Source organism: Chryseobacterium gambrini (assembly GCF_027920505.1).
Lineage (GTDB): Bacteria > Bacteroidota > Bacteroidia > Flavobacteriales > Weeksellaceae > Chryseobacterium > Chryseobacterium gambrini.
The window spans coordinates 2,335,696-2,355,940 of sequence record NZ_CP115857.1; the positions used below are offsets into that span (position 1 = coordinate 2,335,696).

Annotated in this window: 23 protein-coding genes; 19 read left to right on the forward strand and 4 right to left on the reverse strand. The window is 35.8% G+C overall.

The features are described from left to right. Nucleotides 1-13 precede the first annotated feature (13 nt). The 16 genes from tilS to PFY09_RS10595 all read left to right on the forward strand — a co-directional run bounded on the left by tilS (nt 14) and on the right by PFY09_RS10595 (nt 13,882). Nucleotides 14-1,336 carry a tRNA lysidine(34) synthetase TilS gene (tilS, locus tag PFY09_RS10520; RefSeq protein WP_271159668.1) on the forward strand — a complete coding sequence of 441 codons (1,323 nt, stop codon included), beginning with the start codon at nt 14-16 and terminating at the stop codon, nt 1,334-1,336. Continuing rightward, on the forward strand, nt 1,333-1,887 hold the full coding sequence (locus tag PFY09_RS10525) for an RNA polymerase sigma factor (protein ID WP_050377505.1): 555 nt from the start codon (nt 1,333-1,335) through the stop codon (nt 1,885-1,887). The genes tilS and PFY09_RS10525 overlap by 4 nt, the downstream gene beginning before the upstream one ends. A gap of 100 nt (nt 1,888-1,987) precedes the next feature. Then, on the forward strand, nt 1,988-2,950 hold the full coding sequence (locus tag PFY09_RS10530) for a redoxin domain-containing protein (RefSeq protein ID WP_271159669.1): 963 nt from the start codon (nt 1,988-1,990) through the stop codon (nt 2,948-2,950). Nucleotides 2,951-3,118: 168 nt separating this feature from the next. Then, nucleotides 3,119-3,568, forward strand: a complete 450-nt coding sequence (locus PFY09_RS10535) for a YHS domain-containing (seleno)protein (protein WP_271159670.1) — start codon at nt 3,119-3,121, stop codon at nt 3,566-3,568. Between the two features lie 29 nt (nt 3,569-3,597). Further along, nucleotides 3,598-4,512 (forward strand): hypothetical protein, encoded by a 915-nt coding sequence (locus tag PFY09_RS10540; RefSeq protein WP_271159671.1) that lies wholly within the window; start codon nt 3,598-3,600, stop codon nt 4,510-4,512. A 46-nt stretch (nt 4,513-4,558) separates the two neighbouring features. After that, nucleotides 4,559-4,987: a DM13 domain-containing protein gene (locus PFY09_RS10545; RefSeq protein ID WP_076390597.1), complete on the forward strand. Its 429-nt coding sequence runs from the start codon at nt 4,559-4,561 to the stop codon at nt 4,985-4,987. A 10-nt stretch (nt 4,988-4,997) separates the two neighbouring features. Beyond that, a complete protein-coding gene (locus PFY09_RS10550; protein ID WP_271159672.1) occupies nt 4,998-5,366 on the forward strand; it encodes a DoxX family protein in 369 nt (122 codons plus the stop codon). Then, a complete protein-coding gene (locus tag PFY09_RS10555; RefSeq protein ID WP_235131738.1) occupies nt 5,359-5,868 on the forward strand; it encodes a DinB family protein in 510 nt (169 codons plus the stop codon). Before PFY09_RS10550 ends, PFY09_RS10555 begins: the two co-directional genes overlap by 8 nt. Continuing rightward, nucleotides 5,869-6,579: an NRDE family protein gene (locus PFY09_RS10560; protein ID WP_271159673.1), complete on the forward strand. Its 711-nt coding sequence runs from the start codon at nt 5,869-5,871 to the stop codon at nt 6,577-6,579. It abuts the gene before it with no gap. Then, nucleotides 6,554-7,606, forward strand: coding sequence for an ATP-grasp domain-containing protein (locus PFY09_RS10565; protein ID WP_271159674.1), 1,053 nt, complete (start codon nt 6,554-6,556; stop codon nt 7,604-7,606). The genes PFY09_RS10560 and PFY09_RS10565 overlap by 26 nt, the downstream gene beginning before the upstream one ends. A 51-nt stretch (nt 7,607-7,657) precedes the next feature. Then, a complete protein-coding gene (locus tag PFY09_RS10570; RefSeq protein ID WP_271159675.1) occupies nt 7,658-9,733 on the forward strand; it encodes a protein-disulfide reductase DsbD family protein in 2,076 nt (691 codons plus the stop codon). A 1,195-nt stretch (nt 9,734-10,928) separates the two neighbouring features. Then, on the forward strand, nt 10,929-11,456 hold the full coding sequence (locus tag PFY09_RS10575; RefSeq protein WP_271159676.1) for a biopolymer transporter ExbD: 528 nt from the start codon (nt 10,929-10,931) through the stop codon (nt 11,454-11,456). A 64-nt stretch (nt 11,457-11,520) separates the two neighbouring features. Then, nucleotides 11,521-12,030, forward strand: a complete 510-nt coding sequence (locus PFY09_RS10580) for a hypothetical protein (protein ID WP_087705738.1) — start codon at nt 11,521-11,523, stop codon at nt 12,028-12,030. Nucleotides 12,031-12,040: 10 nt separating this feature from the next. Next, nucleotides 12,041-12,823 carry an alpha/beta fold hydrolase gene (locus PFY09_RS10585; RefSeq protein WP_271159677.1) on the forward strand — a complete coding sequence of 261 codons (783 nt, stop codon included), beginning with the start codon at nt 12,041-12,043 and terminating at the stop codon, nt 12,821-12,823. Between the two features lies 1 nt (nt 12,824). After that, nucleotides 12,825-13,619 (forward strand): patatin-like phospholipase family protein, encoded by a 795-nt coding sequence (locus PFY09_RS10590; protein ID WP_271159678.1) that lies wholly within the window; start codon nt 12,825-12,827, stop codon nt 13,617-13,619. 62 nt (nt 13,620-13,681) lie between these two features. Beyond that, nucleotides 13,682-13,882, forward strand: a complete 201-nt coding sequence (locus tag PFY09_RS10595) for a hypothetical protein (protein ID WP_271159679.1) — start codon at nt 13,682-13,684, stop codon at nt 13,880-13,882. A 37-nt stretch (nt 13,883-13,919) separates the two neighbouring features. Here the strand turns inward: PFY09_RS10595 and PFY09_RS10600 are convergent, their stop codons facing one another. After that, on the reverse strand, nt 13,920-14,927 hold the full coding sequence (locus PFY09_RS10600; RefSeq protein WP_271162343.1) for a DHH family phosphoesterase: 1,008 nt from the start codon (nt 14,925-14,927) through the stop codon (nt 13,920-13,922). Between the two features lie 236 nt (nt 14,928-15,163). Between PFY09_RS10600 and rpmH the strand changes: the two genes are divergently transcribed. Further along, nucleotides 15,164-15,322 (forward strand): 50S ribosomal protein L34, encoded by a 159-nt coding sequence (gene rpmH, locus PFY09_RS10605; protein WP_007843334.1) that lies wholly within the window; start codon nt 15,164-15,166, stop codon nt 15,320-15,322. Between the two features lie 153 nt (nt 15,323-15,475). Further along, nucleotides 15,476-16,186 (forward strand): cell division ATP-binding protein FtsE, encoded by a 711-nt coding sequence (locus PFY09_RS10610; RefSeq protein WP_076390587.1) that lies wholly within the window; start codon nt 15,476-15,478, stop codon nt 16,184-16,186. A gap of 136 nt (nt 16,187-16,322) precedes the next feature. Here PFY09_RS10610 and PFY09_RS10615 read toward each other — a convergent pair whose 3' ends face one another. Genes PFY09_RS10615 through PFY09_RS10625 form a run of 3 tightly spaced genes read right to left on the reverse strand, consistent with a single transcriptional unit; the run spans nt 16,323 to nt 19,060 of the window. Continuing rightward, nucleotides 16,323-17,018, reverse strand: coding sequence for a tRNA1(Val) (adenine(37)-N6)-methyltransferase (locus tag PFY09_RS10615; protein WP_271159680.1), 696 nt, complete (start codon nt 17,016-17,018; stop codon nt 16,323-16,325). Beyond that, nucleotides 17,018-18,472, reverse strand: a complete 1,455-nt coding sequence (locus PFY09_RS10620) for a sensor histidine kinase (protein ID WP_271159681.1) — start codon at nt 18,470-18,472, stop codon at nt 17,018-17,020. The genes PFY09_RS10615 and PFY09_RS10620 overlap by 1 nt, the downstream gene beginning before the upstream one ends. A 3-nt stretch (nt 18,473-18,475) precedes the next feature. After that, on the reverse strand, nt 18,476-19,060 hold the full coding sequence (locus PFY09_RS10625; protein WP_271159682.1) for a riboflavin synthase: 585 nt from the start codon (nt 19,058-19,060) through the stop codon (nt 18,476-18,478). Between the two features lie 49 nt (nt 19,061-19,109). Between PFY09_RS10625 and pdxA the strand changes: the two genes are divergently transcribed. Continuing rightward, the gene (pdxA, locus tag PFY09_RS10630) at nt 19,110-20,201 is read left to right on the forward strand and encodes a 4-hydroxythreonine-4-phosphate dehydrogenase PdxA (protein WP_076390583.1); all 1,092 of its coding nucleotides are present in this window, start codon (nt 19,110-19,112) and stop codon (nt 20,199-20,201) included. The last annotated feature ends 44 nt before the right edge of the window (nt 20,202-20,245 follow it).

Here is a 20,245-nt window from a genome sequence, read left to right on the forward strand (position 1 = left end):
ATTCCGGACATCCATGCTGAACGTAGACAACTTCCAAAATCAGCTTAAAAACATTGTTGATTCCCCCGAAAACCGAAGCTATCTTCTTGCGGTGAGCGGAGGTGCAGATTCTATGGTTTTAGCACACTGTTTTAAGGACTTAGGCATTCATTTTCAGATTGCCCACATCAATTATAAACTTCGTGGAGAAGATTCGGATCTGGATCAGAAAACGGTGGCGGATTTTTGTGAGAAAAACCATATTAAATTTCATTTATACAAAGTTTCAGAAAAACACCAGAAGCCGGAACATTCTATCCAGCTTTGGGCAAGAAAACTGCGGTATGAATTTTTCAGAAATATTCAAAGAGAAGAAAATCTGGAATTTTTAGTCACCGCGCATCATCTGAACGATCAACTGGAAACTTTCATCATCAATCTTTCAAAAGCAGCCGGAATTAACGGATTGAGCGGAATTCCGGCAAACGACAATCACATTTTAAGACCTCTTTTAAATTTTACAAAAGAAGAAATCTACAAATTCGCAGAAGAAAATAATATTGAATACCGTGAAGATCTGTCTAATAAGAAAAGTGATTATTTAAGAAATAAAATTAGAAACGAAATTGTTCCGAAACTTCTGGAAACCAACGATTATTTTCTGGAAAATTTCAAAAAAAGCTCTTCTTATTTAAACCAGACCAAAGATTTTGTCCAGCAGCAGATTCAGGAAATAGAAAACAGGATTTCGGTTTTCAACAGAGAATATACAGTTTTATCCAAAAGTAAGCTGAATGAAGAAAGTGATTTTGTGAAATTTGAGATCCTTAAAAAGTATGGTTTTAATCAGGAAGAAGAAATTCCGAAAATTTTTAAAGGTCAAAACGGAAGTTCTTTTTTCTCAAAAGATTATCTGCTGATCGTCAATTATGATGAACTGATTTTAAGCAAAAAGACGGAAGATGGAAAATGGAAGTTTGAAAAGCGCAGTGATGATGAAATTCTTCTGATGGAAAATTTTGACTTTTCTGAAAACCAGATTACCATTAATCTCGAAAATATCATTGAAATTGAGCAAATCAATAACCGTTTGAACTGGGCATTTGATGCAGAAAAACTTTGTTTCCCACTGCGTTTAAGAAGGCAGAAAGACGGTGACGAATTTTTTCCGGCAGGATTTTCGGGGAAAAAGAAAGTTTCTAAGTTTTTTAGGGACGAAAAAATATCTATTTTAGCAAGGCAGGAAATCTGGCTCCTTACCGACGGTGAAGATTCGGTTTTGGGAATTATTCCTTTCAGGCAGGACCGAAGATGTATGGCAACGAAAAACACAGAGAAAGTTCTGAAGATTACATGAACAAAAGAACAACAAACACTTTAGCAATAGAAGATTTCCAGAAGGACAACAATGTTGCCTTTGGTATTCTGTACAGGAAATATTTCGGCTACACCAAAAAATTTGTTCTTTCCAACAAAGGAAATTCTGAAGATGCAGAAGATGTTTTTCAGGACGCTTTAATTATTCTGTACGAAAAATTATATGATGACGATTTCAAAGCCTACACTTGTCTTGCGAACTACGTTACCGGAATTTCCAAAAACCTTTGGCTGAAAAAATTGCGCAACCGAAACTTTTTTGTGGAAATGCACGAAAGCTATTATTTTGAAAACAAAGAAGAGATCAACCAGGCAATAGAAAACGAAAGGAATTATTATGATAAACTTAATGATTACATCAATAAAATTTCTTCGCACTGCCAAAACCTCATCCACGATATTTTTATGAAGAATAAAAATATGGAAGAAATACAGGAAAAATACAAGTATTCCACCAAGCACAATGCGCAAAATCAAAAGCATAAATGTGTGGAACAAATCCGAAAAATAAAAAAAGATGATAATTTTTAAAACTGATTATCAGTACTTTAAATAAAATAATTAAAAAAATCACCTTTTCGCCGGGTGATTTTTTCTGCTTTTGGGAACTTCATAATAAATACTTTATCTTATGTTCACCAAAATAATTTATACGTTCTTTTTCTTGGTTGCCATTTCGTTCAATGCACAAAGCAAAACCGGAATTCAATTTCAGGCTAAAAATTTAGAAGAAGCCAAAAAACTGGCACAACAGGAAAACAAACTCATCTTCATCGATCTGTACACGACTTGGTGTGGTCCCTGTAAACTAATGAAAAAGAATACGTTCCCGAATCCTGAACTGGGAGAATTTTTCAATAAAAATTTCATCAGTCTTTATATTGATGCCGAAAAAGAAGGAACAGAACTTGCCAAAAAATTTAAAATCGTTAATTATCCTTCCTTTCTTTTCTTAGACCAGAACGGCGAACTGGTGCAGTACGAATATGGATATTACAACGCTGCACAATTTTTAAATATAGGACAATCGGTTATAGAGAAAAGAAATTCAGACAAAAAAACACCGACAATCAGCGAAGTGAAGGGCAAAATGGTGGGTGAAACGATTCCCAACTTTACAGCAAAAGATCAGTTTGAAAAAACATTTTCTCTGTCTCAGGAAAAAAAGAAAACCGTGGTGGTTTTCATTCGTGGACAATGGTGTCCGTATTGTAATAAATATGTTGAAAGCCTACAAAATCTTGCGCCTGAATTAGAATCCAAAAACACAAAACTGGTCATCATTTCTCCCGAAAAACCTGAGTTTATCGCAAAAACCATCAGCAAAACCAAAACCGCGTATTCCGTTTTGTATGATGAAAACTACAGAATAGCAGAACTTTTTGATGTGCTTTATACACCAGAAAAGAAAACGACTGATTTCTACGAAAAACATCTTGGAGACGATTTCAAGAAAAGTCGTTCCGATGATTCCGGAAGACTGCCCGTTTCTGCGACCTATATTTTAGATGAAAATCAAAAAATCATCTGGAGACACTTCAATCCCGATTACAAAGAAAGAGCTTCGCTGGAGGATATTGTAAAACAGCTTTAATTAAAAATTTTCACCGCAAAAGTGGCAAAAGAAATGACTAATAAAAAGAAACATAAAAGAAAACAAAAACGCATATTTTGAAAACTTTTGAAAATCTAAAATCCAATGCAAACTTTTGATTCTTTTGCGGTTAAAACATTTTATCTAAACAACTTTAATTAAAAAATTATGAAAAATACAATCACGCTCATTCTCGTATTTCTGCTTCCTTTTTTGGCATTTTCCCAAAAAGCAGAACATAGAAATTTAGAAAACAAACTGGCAATTCAGGGTTATGATCCCGTTTCCTACATTGAACAGAAAAAAGCGGTAAAAGGGAAAAAAGAATTTGCGGTCAATGTAAACGGAGCCATTTATTATACTTCTTCGGAAAAAAATAAAGAACTCCTGAAAAAAGATCCCGCAAAATACGAACCTGTTTACGGCGGTTGGTGCGCTTTTGCAATGGGAGATGATGGGGAGAAAGTAGAAATCAATCCCACCACTTTTAAAATCATTGACGGAAAAACACACCTGTTCTACAATAAATTTTTCAACAATACCCTGACTTCGTGGAACAAGAACGAGGCAAAACTGAAAAAAAGTGCAGACCAAAACTGGAAAAAACTGACCAATTAATCCTCACAAAAAAAAATAAATATCTACATATGAAAACCTTTAAAATTTTCCTGGGAACTGCATTTTTACTGCTTTTGCAAAGCAATCATCTAGTTGCACAGGGATGCAGTGACGCCGGATTCTGTACGGTTAACAGTTTTCAGCCAAATAACAATGACAGCATCAAAACTTACCATAATCAGATTAAAACCGGAATTTTCTTTGGAAAAGCAGATAATTCGATTTCTGTTTTTGGAAATTACGTAGAATATAACAGACAAATCAATGACAGATTTGGCTTTGATGCAAAATTGACTACTTTGGCACAAAGTGGCAACGATGTTTCCACCTTCGGACTTTCGGATATTTTCCTGAATGCAAATTATCAGGCAAATAAAAACCTGAAGTTTACTTTAGGTGCAAAAGTTCCTCTTTCAGACGCGGGAAACTCCAAAAACAATCTGCCGTTGCCAATGGATTATCAGTCCAGCTTAGGAACGCTGGATTTAATTGTGGGAGTGGGTTACGAAATCAAAAAAATCCAGTTAGTTGCCGCTCTACAACAGCCTCTAACGCAGAATGAGAATCAGTTTTTGGCATCACAGTATCCCGCAAGTTCAGCACTGAGAGGATTTTTATCCACCAATAAATTCCAGAGAAGCGGCGATGTTTTGCTGAGGGTTTCTTATCCTTTAATGATTCATCCAAAAATAAGACTTACGCCAAGTATTTTGCCTATTTATCACCTGAAGAACGACCGTTTTACCAACCAAAACAATGTAGAACTGGAAATTAACAATTCGAAAGGACTTACACTGAACGGAAATGTCTATCTGGATTACGAAATCAACCGGAGAAATGGACTTCAACTTAATGTGGGTGTTCCTTTTGTCGTGAGAACATCCAGACCCGATGGACTGACGAGAAGCTTCATTGCCAATGTTGAATACAGAGTTAAATTTTAAATTCTTTAATCAGAAAATTTACAATCAAATAAAAACATCAGAAATTATGAAAACAATGATCACCTTTATTTTCGCGTCCTTTCTCTTGGTTTCCTGCGTCAGAGAAAGCACTGCAACAGAAGATTTAATGGAAATGGCTCCTGAAAATTCGGTCTTAAAATATTCCGGAGATTTTATGCAGGGACCTTACGGAAATAACGTTAACGGAAAAGCGGAAATCTATGAAAAAAACGGAGTCTTCACATTGGTTTTAAATGAAAACTTCACCATCAGCAACGGTCCGGATCTTTACGTGTATGTAAGCAAAGAACAGCAGCCATCGCAATTTGTTTCTTTAGGTAAATTGAAATCTGTGAACGGCGGACAAACCTATACTTTTACGGGTTCCGTAAACTTCGATGAGTACAAATACGCAGTTGTTCATTGTCAACAATACAATCATCTGTTTTCTTACGCTTTACTTGAGAAAAAATAACATTACAAATATGAAAAACTATATCAATTGGGCATTACGATTAATTCCCGCCCTAATTTTACTGCAGACTTTATTCTTCAAATTTACGGCTCATCCGGATTCTGTCGCCATTTTTTCTAAGCTTCACGCAGAACCTTTCGGAAGGATTTTTTCAGGAGTATTGGAACTCATTACGGCAGTTTTAATTCTGAATCCGAAAACGACTTTTTGGGGAGCCGTTCTGGGACTTGTAACGATGATTGGAGCAATTGCCTCACACATTTTCATTCTGGGAATCGATACCAATAAAGATGGCGGAAAATTGTTTTACCTTGCGCTTACCGTTTTTGTTTTCTGTGTGATTCTTTTAATTAAATTTAAAAAAGGAAAGTATGAATAAAGACCAATCGGTTTATGAGATCTTACACGAGATCCTTACCGAACAACAGAATTTACTGAGAAAAGTTTCGGCAAAAATGTACACTCAGAGTATTCCTTCTCTGGACGGTTCTACCATTGGCGGTCACACAAGACATATTATTGAGTTTCTGGAAATTTTACGGAACTCTTACCATACGAATCAGATTAACTATGACGAAAGACAGAGAAATCCGGAACTGGAACAGAATCCTGAAAAGGCGATAGAAATTATTTCCGAAATACTTTTCAGCATTAATTTACCCAACAAAAATTTGACAATGCATCAAACGGTGGGAACTATTTCTTTGGAAATTCCGACCAATTTCTTTCGGGAACTTTTATACAATATTGAGCATTGCATCCATCATCAGGCGTTGATAAAAGTAGCTTTTAACGAAATTAAAATGAGTCATTTACTCAACAAAAATTTCGGAATTGCCCCTTCAACGATTCAATACAGAGAAACTCAAAATTTAAACTAAATGTGTACTGTAACGTATTTTCCGCTTAAAAATAAAATTGTTCTGACTTCCAACCGGGACGAGAAACCCAATCGTTCTGCACAGGAAATTCATCGTGAAAAAGGTATCTTTTATCCGAAAGATGCTACCAAAAACGGAACGTGGTTTGCGGTTTCAGAAAACGGAAATGCCCTTATTTTATTAAACGGTGCTTTTGAAAATCATCCGGTAAAAACAAATTACCGGAAAAGCCGTGGACTGATTGTTTTGGATCTGATAGCGGAAGAAGATATTTTCAAGTCAATAGAATTAATTGATTTGGAAAACATTGAACCTTTTACGCTGGTGATTTTTCAGGAAAAACAATTGGCGGAATTTCGCTGGGACGGAACAGAAAAACATTTTAAGAGATTAGACGCTCATCTTCCGTACATCTGGTCTTCCGTAACTTTGTACGATGCAAAAGCACAGGAAAAGAGAAAGGAAATTTTCAAAGAATTTCTGCAAATCGAGCCGATTTCCGAAGCAGATATTTTAGATTTCCACCATCAGAAAACCGATGATCTGGAAAACGGAATTACCATCAAAAGACAAAATACGATACAAACCATCAGTACGACACAGCTCGTTATTTCCGATGAAATGACACTGAAACATTACGACCGACTGAACCCAGATTCTAAACCCGAAAAAATTTCCCTCAAAAATGAAACTCAAACATCGCCTTCATAAAATTGCACATTGGGAATACTGGTCTACTTTTTCCATTTACCTGCCGCTTTTTCCGGTTTGGCTGTACTGTGCATATAAAGCAAGAACGCTTTTGTTCTTCCACGGAGCGAATCCTTCTATAAAATACGGAGGAATGGCAATGGAAAGCAAAAAAGAAATCTACGATCTGATTCCCGAAAACTGGATTCCGAAAACGGTTTTTGCGTCTTCAGAAATTTCATTTAACGAAATTTTATCTGAATTAAAATCACAAACCATCAATTTCCCCGTTATTGTAAAACCCAATATCGGATTGAAAGGTTTGGGCGTTGTTCAGGTTGAAAATGTAAACGAACTGGAAAATTATCAAAAAAATAATGACTGTGATTTTTTAATTCAGGAAAAAATAAATTATCAGCATGAAGTCGGGATTTTTTACCACCGTTTTCCGGACGAAAAAAAAGGAAAGATCACAGGAATGGTGAAAAAAGAATTTCTTTCCGTAAAAGGAAATGGCAGAAAAACGTTGAGAGAACTGGTGATGGAAAATCCCAGAAGTGCGTTCCAGATCAAAGCCATAGAACAGAAAATGGGAAGCGAAATGCAGAAAACAGTTCCTGAAAACGAAGAAATTATTCTCATTCCGTTCGGAAGCCATACGAGAGGCGCAAAATTTATTGATATTTCAAGTGAAGTTACAGAAAAGTTAGAACAAAAAATAGATGAAATCTGTACCAAAGTGAATGGCTTTTATTTCGGAAGACTGGATGTCATGTTTGAAAATTTGGAACTTCTAAAAGAGGGAAAGAATTTAAAAATCATCGAAATAAACGGTGCTAAAAGCGAACCAACGCATATGTACGATCCGAAACACTCCTTATTTTTTGCATGGAAAGAAATTGCAAAACACTGGAACATCATGGCAGAAATCAGCAGAAAAAACCACGAAACAGGATTTCCTTATCTGGATATCAAAGAGGGATTTTCTGCGCTGAAAAACAATCTTGCCATAGAAAAAAGGCTGAGGAAGATTTCTTCGGTTGATTAATCTGCAAAAAACAGTTACTTTTGTAGTAAAGTATTTACATAAAATTACAATATGAAATTCTCTTCGATTTATAAAATCCCGTTGCTGCTTTTCTTTTTTATTACCCTTGCAGTTTCGGGACAAATCAAAAATCCTGTAAAATTTAAATTTACCATCAACGAACTAGGCGACAATCAATATGAAGCCGTCCTGAATGCCACGATGGAAAGCGGTTGGCATATTTACTCCAAAGATATTCCGGAAGATACGGGAATTCCTACCGACTATAAAGTTTCAGGGAAAAACATAGAACTGATCGGGAAATTTACCGAAGTGGGTAAAAAGCATGAAGAATTTTCTGAGGCTTTCGGCGGAAAAATTATTTTCTACTCCAATACCGCAGGTTTCAAGCAGAAATTTAAGCTGAAAGACGGAACAAAACCGGGAGATGTTATTGCTGAAATTACGTATCAGACTTGTGACGACAGAGTCTGTCTTGCTCCCAATACGCTGGAATTCAACAAACAGGTTACGCCAAAAGGTGCGGCTGAAGAAGTAAAAACCGATGAAAAAACAGCGGCAAAAGATTCTTTGCAGCCTGTTGTGGATACGTTGGGTAATGTTGTTCAACCTGCTATTCCAACTGCAGAAACCCAAAAACTTGATCCTAAAAATTTAAAAATAGAATCCATTAATTTCCAGAAACCATTAACGGACTGCGGAACAGGATCATCAAAAATCAGCGAAAACTACTGGACGTATCTTTTATTAGGATTTATCGGAGGTTTAATTGCTTTATTAACGCCATGCGTTTTCCCGATGATTCCTTTAACGGTTTCGTTCTTTACCAAAGGAAATAAAAATCCGGCAAAAGGAAAAAGAGATGCTTTGATCTATGGATTTTTCATTCTTTTAATCTTTGTTTTACTGAGTGTTCCTTTCCATTTAATTGATGGAATTGCAGGAAATATTTTCAACGAAATTTCAACCAATGTCTGGCTGAATATTGCGTTCTTCATCATCTTTATTTTCTTCGCGGGAAGTTTCTTCGGCTATTATGATATTACTTTGCCAAGTTCTATTGCCAATAAATCTTCAAAAGCGGAAGAAGCGGGAGGAATTATCGGAATTTTCTTCATGGCTTTAACGCTCGTTATCGTTTCTTTCTCCTGTACGGGTCCTATTTTGGGAAGTTTATTGGGAAGCGCGATTACGGGTTCTGCTAATGTTCCGATGCTGCTAACTTTTGCTTTGGCAGGATTCGGATTGGCTTGGGCGATCGTTTTTGGCTTGCTGGCTTTATTTCCGCAGGCGCTGCAAAGTCTTCCGAAATCAGGAGGCTGGATGAATACGGTGAAAGTTGTTTTAGGATTCGTGGAACTGGCTCTTGCTTTAAAATTCTTATCCAAAGCAGATCTGGTTTCTAAAACATTCTTCATTAAAAGAGAACTTTTCATCGGAATATGGATCGTTGTAGCGATTGGTTTAGCCATTTATTTGTTCGGATTGATCAAATTTCCGCATGACGACAAGAAACCGAAAATTTCTGTTACCAGAAAAATTTTAGGGGTTTTAGGAATTGGTTTTGTGGTGTATCTGGTTCAGGGACTAATTCCTTCCGATCGTCCAAAACTGCAACTGTTAAGCGGAATTTTACCTCCGTTAAATGTTAGCTATTTCCATGATGAAAAAGACGGAATTCTGGGAATGCATCCTGAACACGATTTCTTTACCGCCATTGAATTAGCGAAAAAAGAAGGCAAACCGATCTTAATTGATTTCACTGGTTACGGATGTGAAAACTGTAGAAAAATGGAAGAATTTGTGTGGAGCGAACCGGATATTTTACCGATCCTTCAAAACGATGTGGTTCTTGCTTCTCTTTATGTGGATGATAAAGAAGAACTTCCTGAAGATCAGAAAACAAAGATTGATCTTGGTGACGGACAGGTGAAAAAAGTAAAAACCATCGGTGACCGATGGAGTCTTTTCCAACAGGTTAATTTTAATAATAATTCCCAGCCGCATTACGTTTTATTAACGCCGGACGGAAAAGTAATCAACACGCCGGTTTCGGGATATATGGAGAAAGAAAAATTCAAAAAATTCCTTGAATGTGGTGTAAATTATTATAAACAGAATAAATAATATATTCAATTCTCATAAACAGCCTTATCAGTTTTTCTGGTAAGGTTTTTTTAATACTTTTTTTTAAAATAATCTAATTTGGTGAATTTCATTTAAACGCAACGATCACAAGATTTAATATAACTATGCTTTTTTATTTTTGGTTCGCAAGGGCACTTCGTTCAGAAAATGATAACATAAAGCCATGGCTGAGTGAAACGCCCTTGCGAACGGAAAAGTATTTTCACGTTATTCAAAAACTTTCCGAGCATTGCGTTTAAATGAAAGTTGCCTGATTAAAAAATCAGGGAGATTTAATATAACTATGCTTTTTATTTTTGGTTCGCAAGGTACTTCGTTCAGCTAATGATAGCATAAAGCCATCGCTGAGTGAAACGCCCTTGCGGACGGAAAAGTATTTTTCAAGTTATTCAAAAACTTTCCGAGCATTGCGTTTAAATGAAACTCATCCTGATTAAAAAATCAGATAATCACAAATAAAATATTCATAACAAAAAAAACGATTGATATAGATAATTATTAAACGCAACGATCACAAGATTTAACATAACTATATTTTTATTTTTGGTTCGCAAGGGCACTTCGTTCAGCAAATGATAGCATAAAGCCATCGCTGAGTGAAACGCCCTTGCGAACGGAAAAGTATTTTCACGTTATTCAAAAACTTTCCGAGCATTGCGTTTAAATGAAAGTTGCCCTTATTAAAAAATCTGGTAATCAAAAATTTATCACAAACATACAAGATTTCAAAAAAATAAGATTGATATAGATAATTATTAAACGCAACGACCACAAGATTTAATACAACTATGTTTTTATTTTTGGTTCGCAAGGGCACTTCGTTCAGCAAATGATAGCATAAAGCCATTGCTGAGTAAAACGCCCTTGCGAACGGAAAAGTATTTTCAAGTTATTCAAAAACTTTCCGAGCATTGCGTTTAAATGAAAGTTATCCTTATTAAATCAGGTAGTCATAAATCAAATACTTATTACAAAACCCCTTATCAGTGTTTTCTGCTGACAAAACCTTTTTAATTCATTGATTTTAAACACATTTAAATTTAAACACCAATTAAAATGTTAAATTAATACCATTTTTAAAATTTAGGTATAAACTTTGTATTGATTCCAAAACAAAAACAAAGATACAACACCCTTTATTGAAAATTGTTTAACATTTTAAAAACTATTAATTATGGCTGAAGTTATTGCACAAGAGAAGCAGGGAGGAAGCAAACAAAGAAAAAAACTGATCCGTGTTGACATGACTCCAATGGTAGACTTGGGATTTTTACTCATCACCTTTTTTATGTTTACCACGAATTTCACTAAACCCAATGTGATGGATTTAGGATTGCCTGTGAAGGATCCACATCCACCAACAATTAGTGATGTTGTAATTGACCAGAAAAATCAAATCACCTTTATTTTAGGAAAAGATAATCGAGTTTTCTATCATCAAAGTTATAAGGAAGAATTAAATAAAAACAATCTAAAAGAAACAAATTTTAGCGGAATTAATATCACTAAAATTATTTCTGAAGCCTACAATAAAGCTCCAAACAAGGGAAAATTCACCATTATCGTTGAACCTACAGACGACGCAAATTATAAAAACTTTGTAGATGTTCTGGATAACATTGCCATTTCGAAGAAAGAAAGATACGGAGTTACCGACATTAAACCTTGGGAAAAGAAAGTTTACGAAGAATTAATCAAATAAAATAAGAAGGGCATTTTTAAAATGCTCTTTTTTTTATTTACTTTTGAGTATAATTTATTCATTAATGAAAAACTTTTTAACCGCAGTTATTTTAGCAGCTTTTATTGTTTCATGCTCCAAAAAGGAAGCAACTTCTACTTCCGATAAGACCGACAGTACAAAAATCATCGATTCGATTAACGCGGCGAGAACAAAAATCAACGACAGCATAAAATCTAAAAATCATTTTAAAGATTTCAGCGGGTCTCATAAATTCACCCATAATTCAATTAAAAATTCAGGTTCTGTAAATTTCAAAAAAATTGATGGTGAAAGAGACCATTACGACGTTTCAGGAAATATCAGCTCCGGAAAAAACACTGTAGAAATAAAAGGATTTATGGCGGTTGTTTCAGACAAACACATGAATTTTACAGGAGAAATTACAGAAAGTATTTCAGCAAACGACAACGGAAAACCTTATACCAGAAAAGGAACAAAAACCTTCCTGTCTAAAGACGGCGGAAAAACATACCGACTTCAGGATATGGTAAATGGTTCAGGATTTGTTGAATATATTGATATCCACTTTTAATTACTGAAATATGTTAAACTTCGAGAGAAAAGGAAACGGAAAAGAAACGTTGGTTCTGCTTCACGGCTTCATGGAAAATCTTTCTATCTGGAGCGATATGGAACCTCATCTTTCCGACAATTTTTCATTGTTAAAAATAGATCTTCCCGGTCATGGACAATCTGAAATCATTGCTGAAGTTCAGACGATGGAAATGATGGCGGAAGAGGTAAAAAAAGTTTTGGATCATGAAAATATAACCAAAATTCACTTACTCGGACATTCGATGGGAGGGTACGTTTCTCTGGCTTTTGCAGAAAAACATCCTGAATATCTGAAAAGTTTAACTTTATTTTTCTCCACGTATTTTCCGGATGATGATGAAAAAAAAGAACAGCGCATCAAAAGTTACCGCATCATCAAAGACGCTTTCGCGCATTACGCAAGAGCGGGAGTTCCGAATCTGTTCAATCCCAATGAAAAAGATATTCTGGAAGGAAAAATAGAAACCGCACTGGAAATTGCCCTTTCTACGAATAATCTCGGAGCATTGGCTTCCATAAAAGGAATGGTGGAACGAACAGACAAAAAGCATATTATGGAAAATCTTGAGGCAAAAATTCTGGTTCTTGCCGGAAAACATGACAACGCGGTGAAAACCGAAACCATGATTAAGCATCTTCCCGACCGCACCAACATTAAATCCTACATTCTCGATTGCGGACACAACGGACATTGGGAAAAGCCTGCAATCTGCGCAGAGATCATCAATACGGAGCTTCTTCACAATATGCCGAAACATTTGGTTTTTTAGTATGTTGGATTTTTTCTCTTTCAAAAAAAAGAAACCCGTCATCGGTCTGACTCTTTCAGGCGGAGGAATGCGCGGAATTGCTCACATTGCGGTTTTAAAGGCTTTGGAAGAGTATGATCTGAAACCGGATATTATTTCAGGAACCAGTGCAGGATCTATTGTAGGAGCGTTTTATTCTTTCGGGAAATCTCCGGATGAAATGATGGAAATTGTAAAACAGACTACTTTTTTTTCGAGATCTTACCTTAAACTTTCCAAAAACGGAATTTTCAGTTCTAAATTTATTCTAAAACTCTTCACCGATCATTTTCAGGAAGATGATTTTAACATTTTAAAAATTCCTCTGTATGTTGCCGCCACTGAAATGACGCACGGAATTGTAGATTTTTTCTCGGAAGGTGAACTTTTTGTTCCGTTATTGGCTTCTTCGAGCGTTCCTTTTGTTTTGCCTCCGGTAAAAATTGGCGAAAAAATTTATGTAGACGGCGGTGTTTTAGACAATCTTCCGATTGAACCAATTGTAGACAAATGCGATTTTCTGATTGCTTCTCACGTGAATTCTATCAGTTATGACAGTCTTGAAAGAATGAGCTTAATGAAAGAATTTGACCGTATTTTACACTTGGCGATCGCAAAATCTGTATATTCCAAAGCCAAGACCTGTGATATTTTTCTTGATCCTCCGAAAATGACGAAATTCAGCCTTTTCAACAAAAAATTCTTAGATATTATGTTTCAGGAAGTTTATGAATACACCTGTAAAGAGCTTGAGGAAAAGGGATATTCGAGGGGTTAGAGTTAAGGGTTTGAGGGTTTTAGGGTCTTAGAGTTTTAGTGTTGAGAGTTTTTAGAATGTGAGTGAGTCTTATTGTGAACAGACTGAAGGTCTGCGAACGTAGTTCGAACGAAGAAGCCATCTCTTCAAAAGAAGATTTAAATTCTGCGTTGATTATTTTTCAGGAATTTAAAGATGATAAAATAAATAAATTCACATTCAGATTCTTCACTTCACTTTATTCCGTTCTGAATGAAAATTATACGCAGCTTTCTAAGCCTTAAACTCAATCTTAAACTGAACCTCAATCTTAGCCTCAACTTACAAACTCTCCTCCCCTTCTATTTTCACTTTGAATGTTTCAATGGTTCCCTGCAAAGATTCGTAAGATTTTCCTCCGGCTGCATTGATGTGACCTCCTCCATTGAAATATTTTCTTGAAAATTGATTCACATCCATATCATCCTTACTTCTGAAAGAAATTTTAATAAAATCTTCATACAGATCTTCCATAAAGAATGCTGCCATTTTTACGCCTAAAATACTCAGACCGTAATTAACGAAACCTTCTGTATCACCTTTTTGGAAACCATATTCTTTCAGTTCTTCCCTTGTTAAATAAAGAACAGCTATTTTTCCGTCTTTTACCACTTCTATTCTTCCCAAAATCAGGGCTAATAAATGAAGACGGGAAACGGTATTGGTATCCCATGTATTGGAAGTAATCATTGCAGGATCTGCTCCGTGTTCGATAAGATTGGCAATAATCCTGTGCGTGGTTGCACTTGTAGAACGAAATCTGAAACCTCCTGTATCCGTCATAATTCCGGTATAAAGACATTCTGCAATATCATTATTCACAAGATTTTCATCATTCATCGCTTCTATGAAATGATAAACCATCTGACAGGTCGCAGGAATTACGGTATCGGAATAAACAAAGTCAAATTTCTCAGGCTGCTGATGATGGTCGATAAGAATTTTTTTCGCTCTGGAATTGGTAAGCCAGTCTCCCAAAATCCCTATTCTGGAAGGCGCATTGAAATCCAGACAGAAAATAACATCTGCATCATAGATAAGATCAGAAGCTACTTTTCTTTTGTAGTCTGCAATCAGAACCTTTTTTGCTTCCGGCATCCATTTCAGAAATTTAGGAAAATCGTTGGGAACAATTACCTCTGCATGAATTCCTTTTACTTTAAGATAATGTTTTAAACCAAGGCTGGAACCAATAGCATCGCCATCCGGATTATAATGGGTAAGAATTACAATTTTATGTTCCGGAGTAAGTAACTTGTTGATTTCTAAAAGTTCTGCTGGTGTAAACATCATGATGTTTATTTTTTCTTTAAATTTGAGTTTCCAAAGATAGAGCTTTTAAACAAATCATTGTGCATTATTTTTGAATATCTGGAAAGTACGCATCCCATCGGCATTTGCAAAGAATGCATGAAAAAACAGTGTAAATTTTTTAAAAAAAGATTTGTAAAGTTTGCAACTTTTAAAAAATTCCATATCTTTGCAACCTGAAAATTAATAGATAATTACGATTTAAACATATAGTAATGAGTAAAAGAACATTCCAGCCATCAGAAAGAAAAAGAAGAAACAAACACGGTTTCAGAGAAAGAATGTCTACGCCAAATGGAAGAAGAGTTTTGGCTGCGAGAAGAGCTAAAGGCAGAAAGAGTTTAACTGTAAGTGCTTCACGCGCTAAGAGATAATCTTTTTATTATCATATACAAATCATGCTTGAAAAGTAGTTTTTCAGGCATTTTTTGTTGTTAAATTTTCCCAAAATTTAGGTTATTTATTCTTCTTTTTCCTATTTTTAAAATCTGAAAAAATTTTAAGAAAAAGTACTTTAAAACTGAATTATGCCACATACAAATATCGCCGGAGACAATATCATCAGCCTACAGCACGCGAAGATTGCCCAAAAAAACTTCACGGTTCTTTCTGATGTGAATCTGAACATCAAAAAAGGAAGATTCTGCTATCTTATCGGGAAAACAGGTTCCGGAAAAAGTTCCCTGCTGAAAACTTTGTACGGGCATATTCCTTTAGCTTCCGGACACGGTGCAGTGGTAGGTTTCGACCTTGCCAAACTGAGAGCTTCCGATGTTCCAAACCTGAGAAGAAAATTAGGAATTGTTTTTCAGGATTTCCAATTACTTTCTGACAGAACGGTTGAAAAAAACCTGAAATTCGTACTGGAAGCAACAGGATGGAGCGATAAGACAAAAATGGAAGACCGCATTAACGAAGTTCTTGGCAGTGTAAACATGAAAAGCAAGAAGCACAAAATGCCGCATGAACTTTCAGGAGGAGAACAACAGCGTGTTGCTATAGCAAGAGCGCTTCTTAATCATCCGGATCTCATCCTTGCGGATGAGCCTACAGGAAACCTAGACCCTGAAACTTCCAATGAAATCATGACTTTACTAAAGCAGGTTGCCCTTGAAAACGGAGCGGCAGTAGTAATGGCAACACACGATTATCATATGATCCAGAATTTCCCGGGTGAAGCCATAAGATGTGAAGACGGAAAAGTTTCTGTGCTTGATACAGCGGAATTATTTGAATAAAATTTAACCATTAAAAATAATTTAAGAAGTTAAGTTTCTTTAAGAAATCGATTAAATTTAAATTATTGATTTCAAAATAAAGATCACTTAACACCCTTAACTCGTTAACAACCAGCCCAATGGTTAAAAATAGGTTTTATTTTCTAAAAACATGAAACTCTTTGGTGAGTTCAAGATATTGGTCCGAGTATTGTCTCGGACTTTTTTCTATGGTAAACTCTAGTTCTTCGTACGATTGCTCGTTTAAAGAAAATTCAAGAATCAATCTTTTTGTTTTTGAGTTTTCAATGCCTTTAATATTGATTTTTTTAACTAAAAACAACTGATTTTCACTTGCAATCTGAATAAAATCGTTTCCGGCTTCAACAGGAATAATGACTGAAAATATTCCTTTTTCCGTTAGTAAAGAAGATGATTTTGAAATGAGCTGTCGGAAATTTAATTCCACGGTCTGCCTTGCGATTTTATCTTTTTCAGAGCCGGAAGCTTCAAAATATGGCGGATTGGAAACGATCAGACCAAATTTTTCTTCGGATTCGAAATATTTAAAGTCCTGATGAATATTTTTTAATCGTGAAGCAAAAGGTGAATTTTCAAAATTAAGTTTGGTGAGATGTGCCGCTTCTTCATTGATGTCTATTCCCAAAAATTGCGCCTTCTGATTTTTTTGCGCTAACATCATCGAAATTAATCCGGTTCCTGTTCCGACTTCCAGTACTTTAGAAGCGTTATAAACACAAGCTAAAGCACCCAGCAAAACACCGTCCGTTCCTACGCGAAAGACGTTTTTAGACTGCTGAATTTCAAATTGTCTGAATGTAAAAGACTTCACTATAAATTTGTCGGTAATGTGATGGTAAAAGTCGATCCTTTTCCGACTTCAGATTTCACGGTGATTTCTCCTTTGTAATCTTCCACCATTTTTCTTACCATGGAAAGACCAAGTCCCATTCCGCTGTTTTTTGAAGTGAAATTTGGTTCAAAAATCCTTTCATAAATATTTTCCGGGATTCCGATTCCATTGTCCTGTATGGAAATCATCACACGTCTCTGATGCTGCTCCAGATCTACATTGATGATTAATTTTCTTTCATCACTTTCCGCCTGTCTTGCATTCGTTACAAGATTGGTAATGATTCTGGACAGATAAATCCTGTCCATATTGATCATGATATTGTTTTTATTGGAATGCATGAAAATACCGTCATCATTAAAAACACGAAGAATATCTTCCACTTCAGTGTTCAGATTGATGATTTCATTGTTTTTTTCAGGAAGTTTGGCAAATTCCGAGAATGCAGAAGCTACGGTAGCAATTAAATCGATCTGATCGACCATGGTTTTGCTCATCTGCTTTACTCTTTCTCTGATATTCGGATCTTCGGGATCAAATTTTCTTTCAAAATTCTGGATGGTCAGTTTCATCGGCGTTAAAGGATTTTTCACCTCATGCGCAACCTGTTTTGCCATTTCTCTCCACGCTTCTTCCGAAGCTTTAAAACGAAGCCTTTCCTTCTGATCCTGAATCTGGAGAATCATTCTGTTATAGGCTCTTGCCAAAGCATTCAGTTCGTCATTTTTATAGTAACGGATCGGTCGCATTTCATTTTCAAACAATGTAATGCGCGTAATCATATCCGAGAATTTCGTAATATTTTTTGCCAGATTATTGGACATCACCCAGCTAAACCACACACTGAACAAAATCAATAGAACATCTACAAGAACAATATACTTTACATAAACATTTAAGACATCAAAATATGCAGCTTCATCGTGATAAAGCGGAATGTATACGATCCCTATAGGTTCTAAATCATTATTTTTCAACAATAAATATGAGGACGTAAGAACTGCATCCTTGGCGGAATCATACCCTTTGATATCAACCCTTGCTTTGGTTGCTAAAATACGGTTAAGAATATTTAAAGGAACAGGTTTTTTATACTCCGAATTTCCTTCCACACTGGAAAGAAGATAATTTCCCTTTAAATCATAAACAACAACAGGATGTTTGTTAATATCGGCTATCTCATATATTTTATTATCCAGAAGCTCAGGAAGATCGCTCGTTTTTACACGTGTCCTGCTCAGTTCATAATCCAGATAGCTCATTACAGTACCCGTCTTATTCTGCATATCAATCTCACTCTGTTTTTCGTAATTTTCTTTCAAAACAAAGTATGGAACCAGCGAAGAAGCGACAACACTTAAAAGGCAAACCAATAAGAAACCGAAGAACACACGGTTCCTTAAGCTATATCCTTTATACATATTAATTGACATCCGCTATTTTTTAATTAACCTAGCAATATACTTACCAATTATATCAAATTCCAGATTAACTTTATCTCCAATTTTTAAATATTTCATATTTGTGAATTCCCATGTATATGGAATGATTGCTACAGAAAACTGCGTATCCTCACTTTTCGCCACCGTTAAACTGATCCCATTCACCGTAATTGAACCTTGTGGAACGGTTACAAAATTTCCGTTATCTTCATATTTCATGGTAATAAAATAACTTCCGTCTTTATTTTCGATATTTACCACTTCACCTGTTTTATCAATATGCCCCTGAACAATATGTCCGTCGAGCCTCCCATCCATTTTCATGCAACGCTCAAGATTCACCACGGTTCCCTCCTGCCATTTTCCAAGATTTGTTTTTTCTAAAGTTTCATTGATGGCGGTTACCACATAACGGTCTCCTTCGATTTTCACAACCGTAAGACAACATCCGTTATGCGCAAGGCTCTGGTCGATTTTCAATTCATTGGTAAACGGGCATGTTAAGGTAAAATCTATATTGCTTCCGTTTTCTTCGATCTTCTCAATTACTCCAACTGCTTCAATAATTCCTGTGAACATATTATTTTTTGCTAAATTTGTAAAATTATAATGTTCAAAGATAATCAAAATGAGCCCAAAAAACCATAAAGTACGAGTAGGAATTTCAATTGGAGATTTCAACGGCATCGGTCCCGAAATCATCATGAAATCTCTTGCAGACAAAACCATTACGGATTTTTTCACACCTGTAATTTTTGGTTCGGGAAAATTATTTACCTATCAGAAAAATATTTTTAAGTTAAATTTAAATTTTAACTACATCACCGAAGCTTCGCAGGCTCAGGCAGCAAAACTGAACATGGTGAATCTGGTGAAGGAAAATTCGATGGTAGAACTGGGAACACCTACTGAAGAATCCACCAAAATGGCGATCGATTCTCTGGAAGCGGCTACCGAAGCTTTACTAAAAGGGGAAATCGATGTTTTGGTTACGGCACCGATTAACAAAGATGAAATGGTGAAAATGGGCTTTAAACACGCTGGTCACACAGGATATTTTGAAGAGAAATTCAATAAAAAAGGATTGATGTTTTTAGTGACAGAAGATCTGAAGGTGGCAGTTTCAACGCATCATATTCCGATTGCACAGGTTGCTGAGAATATTTCCAAGGAAAAGATAAAAAAACAAATCCGGGTTTTAAACCAGACGCTGATTGAAGATTTTAATATTACCCGACCTAAAATTGCTGTTCTGGGCTTAAATCCTCACGCAGGAGACGGCGGAGTAATCGGAAAAGAAGAAATTGAAGTTATTGCTCCGGCAATCAAAGAACTTTCCGATAATGGAGTTCTGGCTTTCGGGCCTTTTCCGGCAGACAGTTTTTTCCAGCCCGGAAAATACAAGAGCTTCGATGCAGTTTTAGCCATGTATCACGATCAGGGACTGGCTCCGTTCAAAACTCTGGCGTATGAAGAAGGCGTAAATTATACGGCAGGACTTCCATTCATCAGAACATCTCCGGATCACGGAACAGCTTATGACATTGCCGGAAAAAATGTTGCCGATCCACAGAGTTTTACAGAAGCTATTTTCACTGCTATCAAAATTTTCAGGAACAGAACGGAATACAACGATCTGATGAGCAATCGTCTGCAGCCAAGAAAAATGGCAGTAGATAACGGAATAGACGAAGATCTGCCGGATGAAACTGAAGGATAAATCTTTAATAAAGATTTTAAATTAATTTGTTAGAAATTTTATTT

What these genes read in the sequence shown, in the direction of transcription:
- PFY09_RS10535 (WP_271159670.1), top strand. Translation starts at nt 3,119, where the DNA reads ATGAAAAATACAATCACGCTCATTCTCGTATTTCTGCTTCCTTTTTTG.
- PFY09_RS10570 (WP_271159675.1), top strand. Translation starts at nt 7,658, where the DNA reads ATGAAATTCTCTTCGATTTATAAAATCCCGTTGCTGCTTTTCTTTTTT.
- PFY09_RS10550 (WP_271159672.1), top strand. Translation starts at nt 4,998, where the DNA reads ATGAAAAACTATATCAATTGGGCATTACGATTAATTCCCGCCCTAATT.
- PFY09_RS10565 (WP_271159674.1), top strand. Translation starts at nt 6,554, where the DNA reads ATGAAACTCAAACATCGCCTTCATAAAATTGCACATTGGGAATACTGG.
- PFY09_RS10625 (WP_271159682.1), bottom strand. Translation starts at nt 19,060, where the DNA reads ATGTTCACAGGAATTATTGAAGCAGTTGGAGTAATTGAGAAGATCGAA.
- PFY09_RS10560 (WP_271159673.1), top strand. Translation starts at nt 5,869, where the DNA reads ATGTGTACTGTAACGTATTTTCCGCTTAAAAATAAAATTGTTCTGACT.
- tilS (WP_271159668.1), top strand. Translation starts at nt 14, where the DNA reads ATGCTGAACGTAGACAACTTCCAAAATCAGCTTAAAAACATTGTTGAT.
- pdxA (WP_076390583.1), top strand. Translation starts at nt 19,110, where the DNA reads ATGAGCCCAAAAAACCATAAAGTACGAGTAGGAATTTCAATTGGAGAT.
- PFY09_RS10600 (WP_271162343.1), bottom strand. Translation starts at nt 14,927, where the DNA reads ATGTTTACACCAGCAGAACTTTTAGAAATCAACAAGTTACTTACTCCG.
- PFY09_RS10545 (WP_076390597.1), top strand. Translation starts at nt 4,559, where the DNA reads ATGAAAACAATGATCACCTTTATTTTCGCGTCCTTTCTCTTGGTTTCC.
- PFY09_RS10530 (WP_271159669.1), top strand. Translation starts at nt 1,988, where the DNA reads ATGTTCACCAAAATAATTTATACGTTCTTTTTCTTGGTTGCCATTTCG.
- PFY09_RS10580 (WP_087705738.1), top strand. Translation starts at nt 11,521, where the DNA reads ATGAAAAACTTTTTAACCGCAGTTATTTTAGCAGCTTTTATTGTTTCA.
- PFY09_RS10585 (WP_271159677.1), top strand. Translation starts at nt 12,041, where the DNA reads ATGTTAAACTTCGAGAGAAAAGGAAACGGAAAAGAAACGTTGGTTCTG.
- PFY09_RS10610 (WP_076390587.1), top strand. Translation starts at nt 15,476, where the DNA reads ATGCCACATACAAATATCGCCGGAGACAATATCATCAGCCTACAGCAC.
- PFY09_RS10575 (WP_271159676.1), top strand. Translation starts at nt 10,929, where the DNA reads ATGGCTGAAGTTATTGCACAAGAGAAGCAGGGAGGAAGCAAACAAAGA.
- rpmH (WP_007843334.1), top strand. Translation starts at nt 15,164, where the DNA reads ATGAGTAAAAGAACATTCCAGCCATCAGAAAGAAAAAGAAGAAACAAA.
- PFY09_RS10555 (WP_235131738.1), top strand. Translation starts at nt 5,359, where the DNA reads ATGAATAAAGACCAATCGGTTTATGAGATCTTACACGAGATCCTTACC.
- PFY09_RS10590 (WP_271159678.1), top strand. Translation starts at nt 12,825, where the DNA reads ATGTTGGATTTTTTCTCTTTCAAAAAAAAGAAACCCGTCATCGGTCTG.
- PFY09_RS10620 (WP_271159681.1), bottom strand. Translation starts at nt 18,472, where the DNA reads ATGTCAATTAATATGTATAAAGGATATAGCTTAAGGAACCGTGTGTTC.
- PFY09_RS10540 (WP_271159671.1), top strand. Translation starts at nt 3,598, where the DNA reads ATGAAAACCTTTAAAATTTTCCTGGGAACTGCATTTTTACTGCTTTTG.
- PFY09_RS10525 (WP_050377505.1), top strand. Translation starts at nt 1,333, where the DNA reads ATGAACAAAAGAACAACAAACACTTTAGCAATAGAAGATTTCCAGAAG.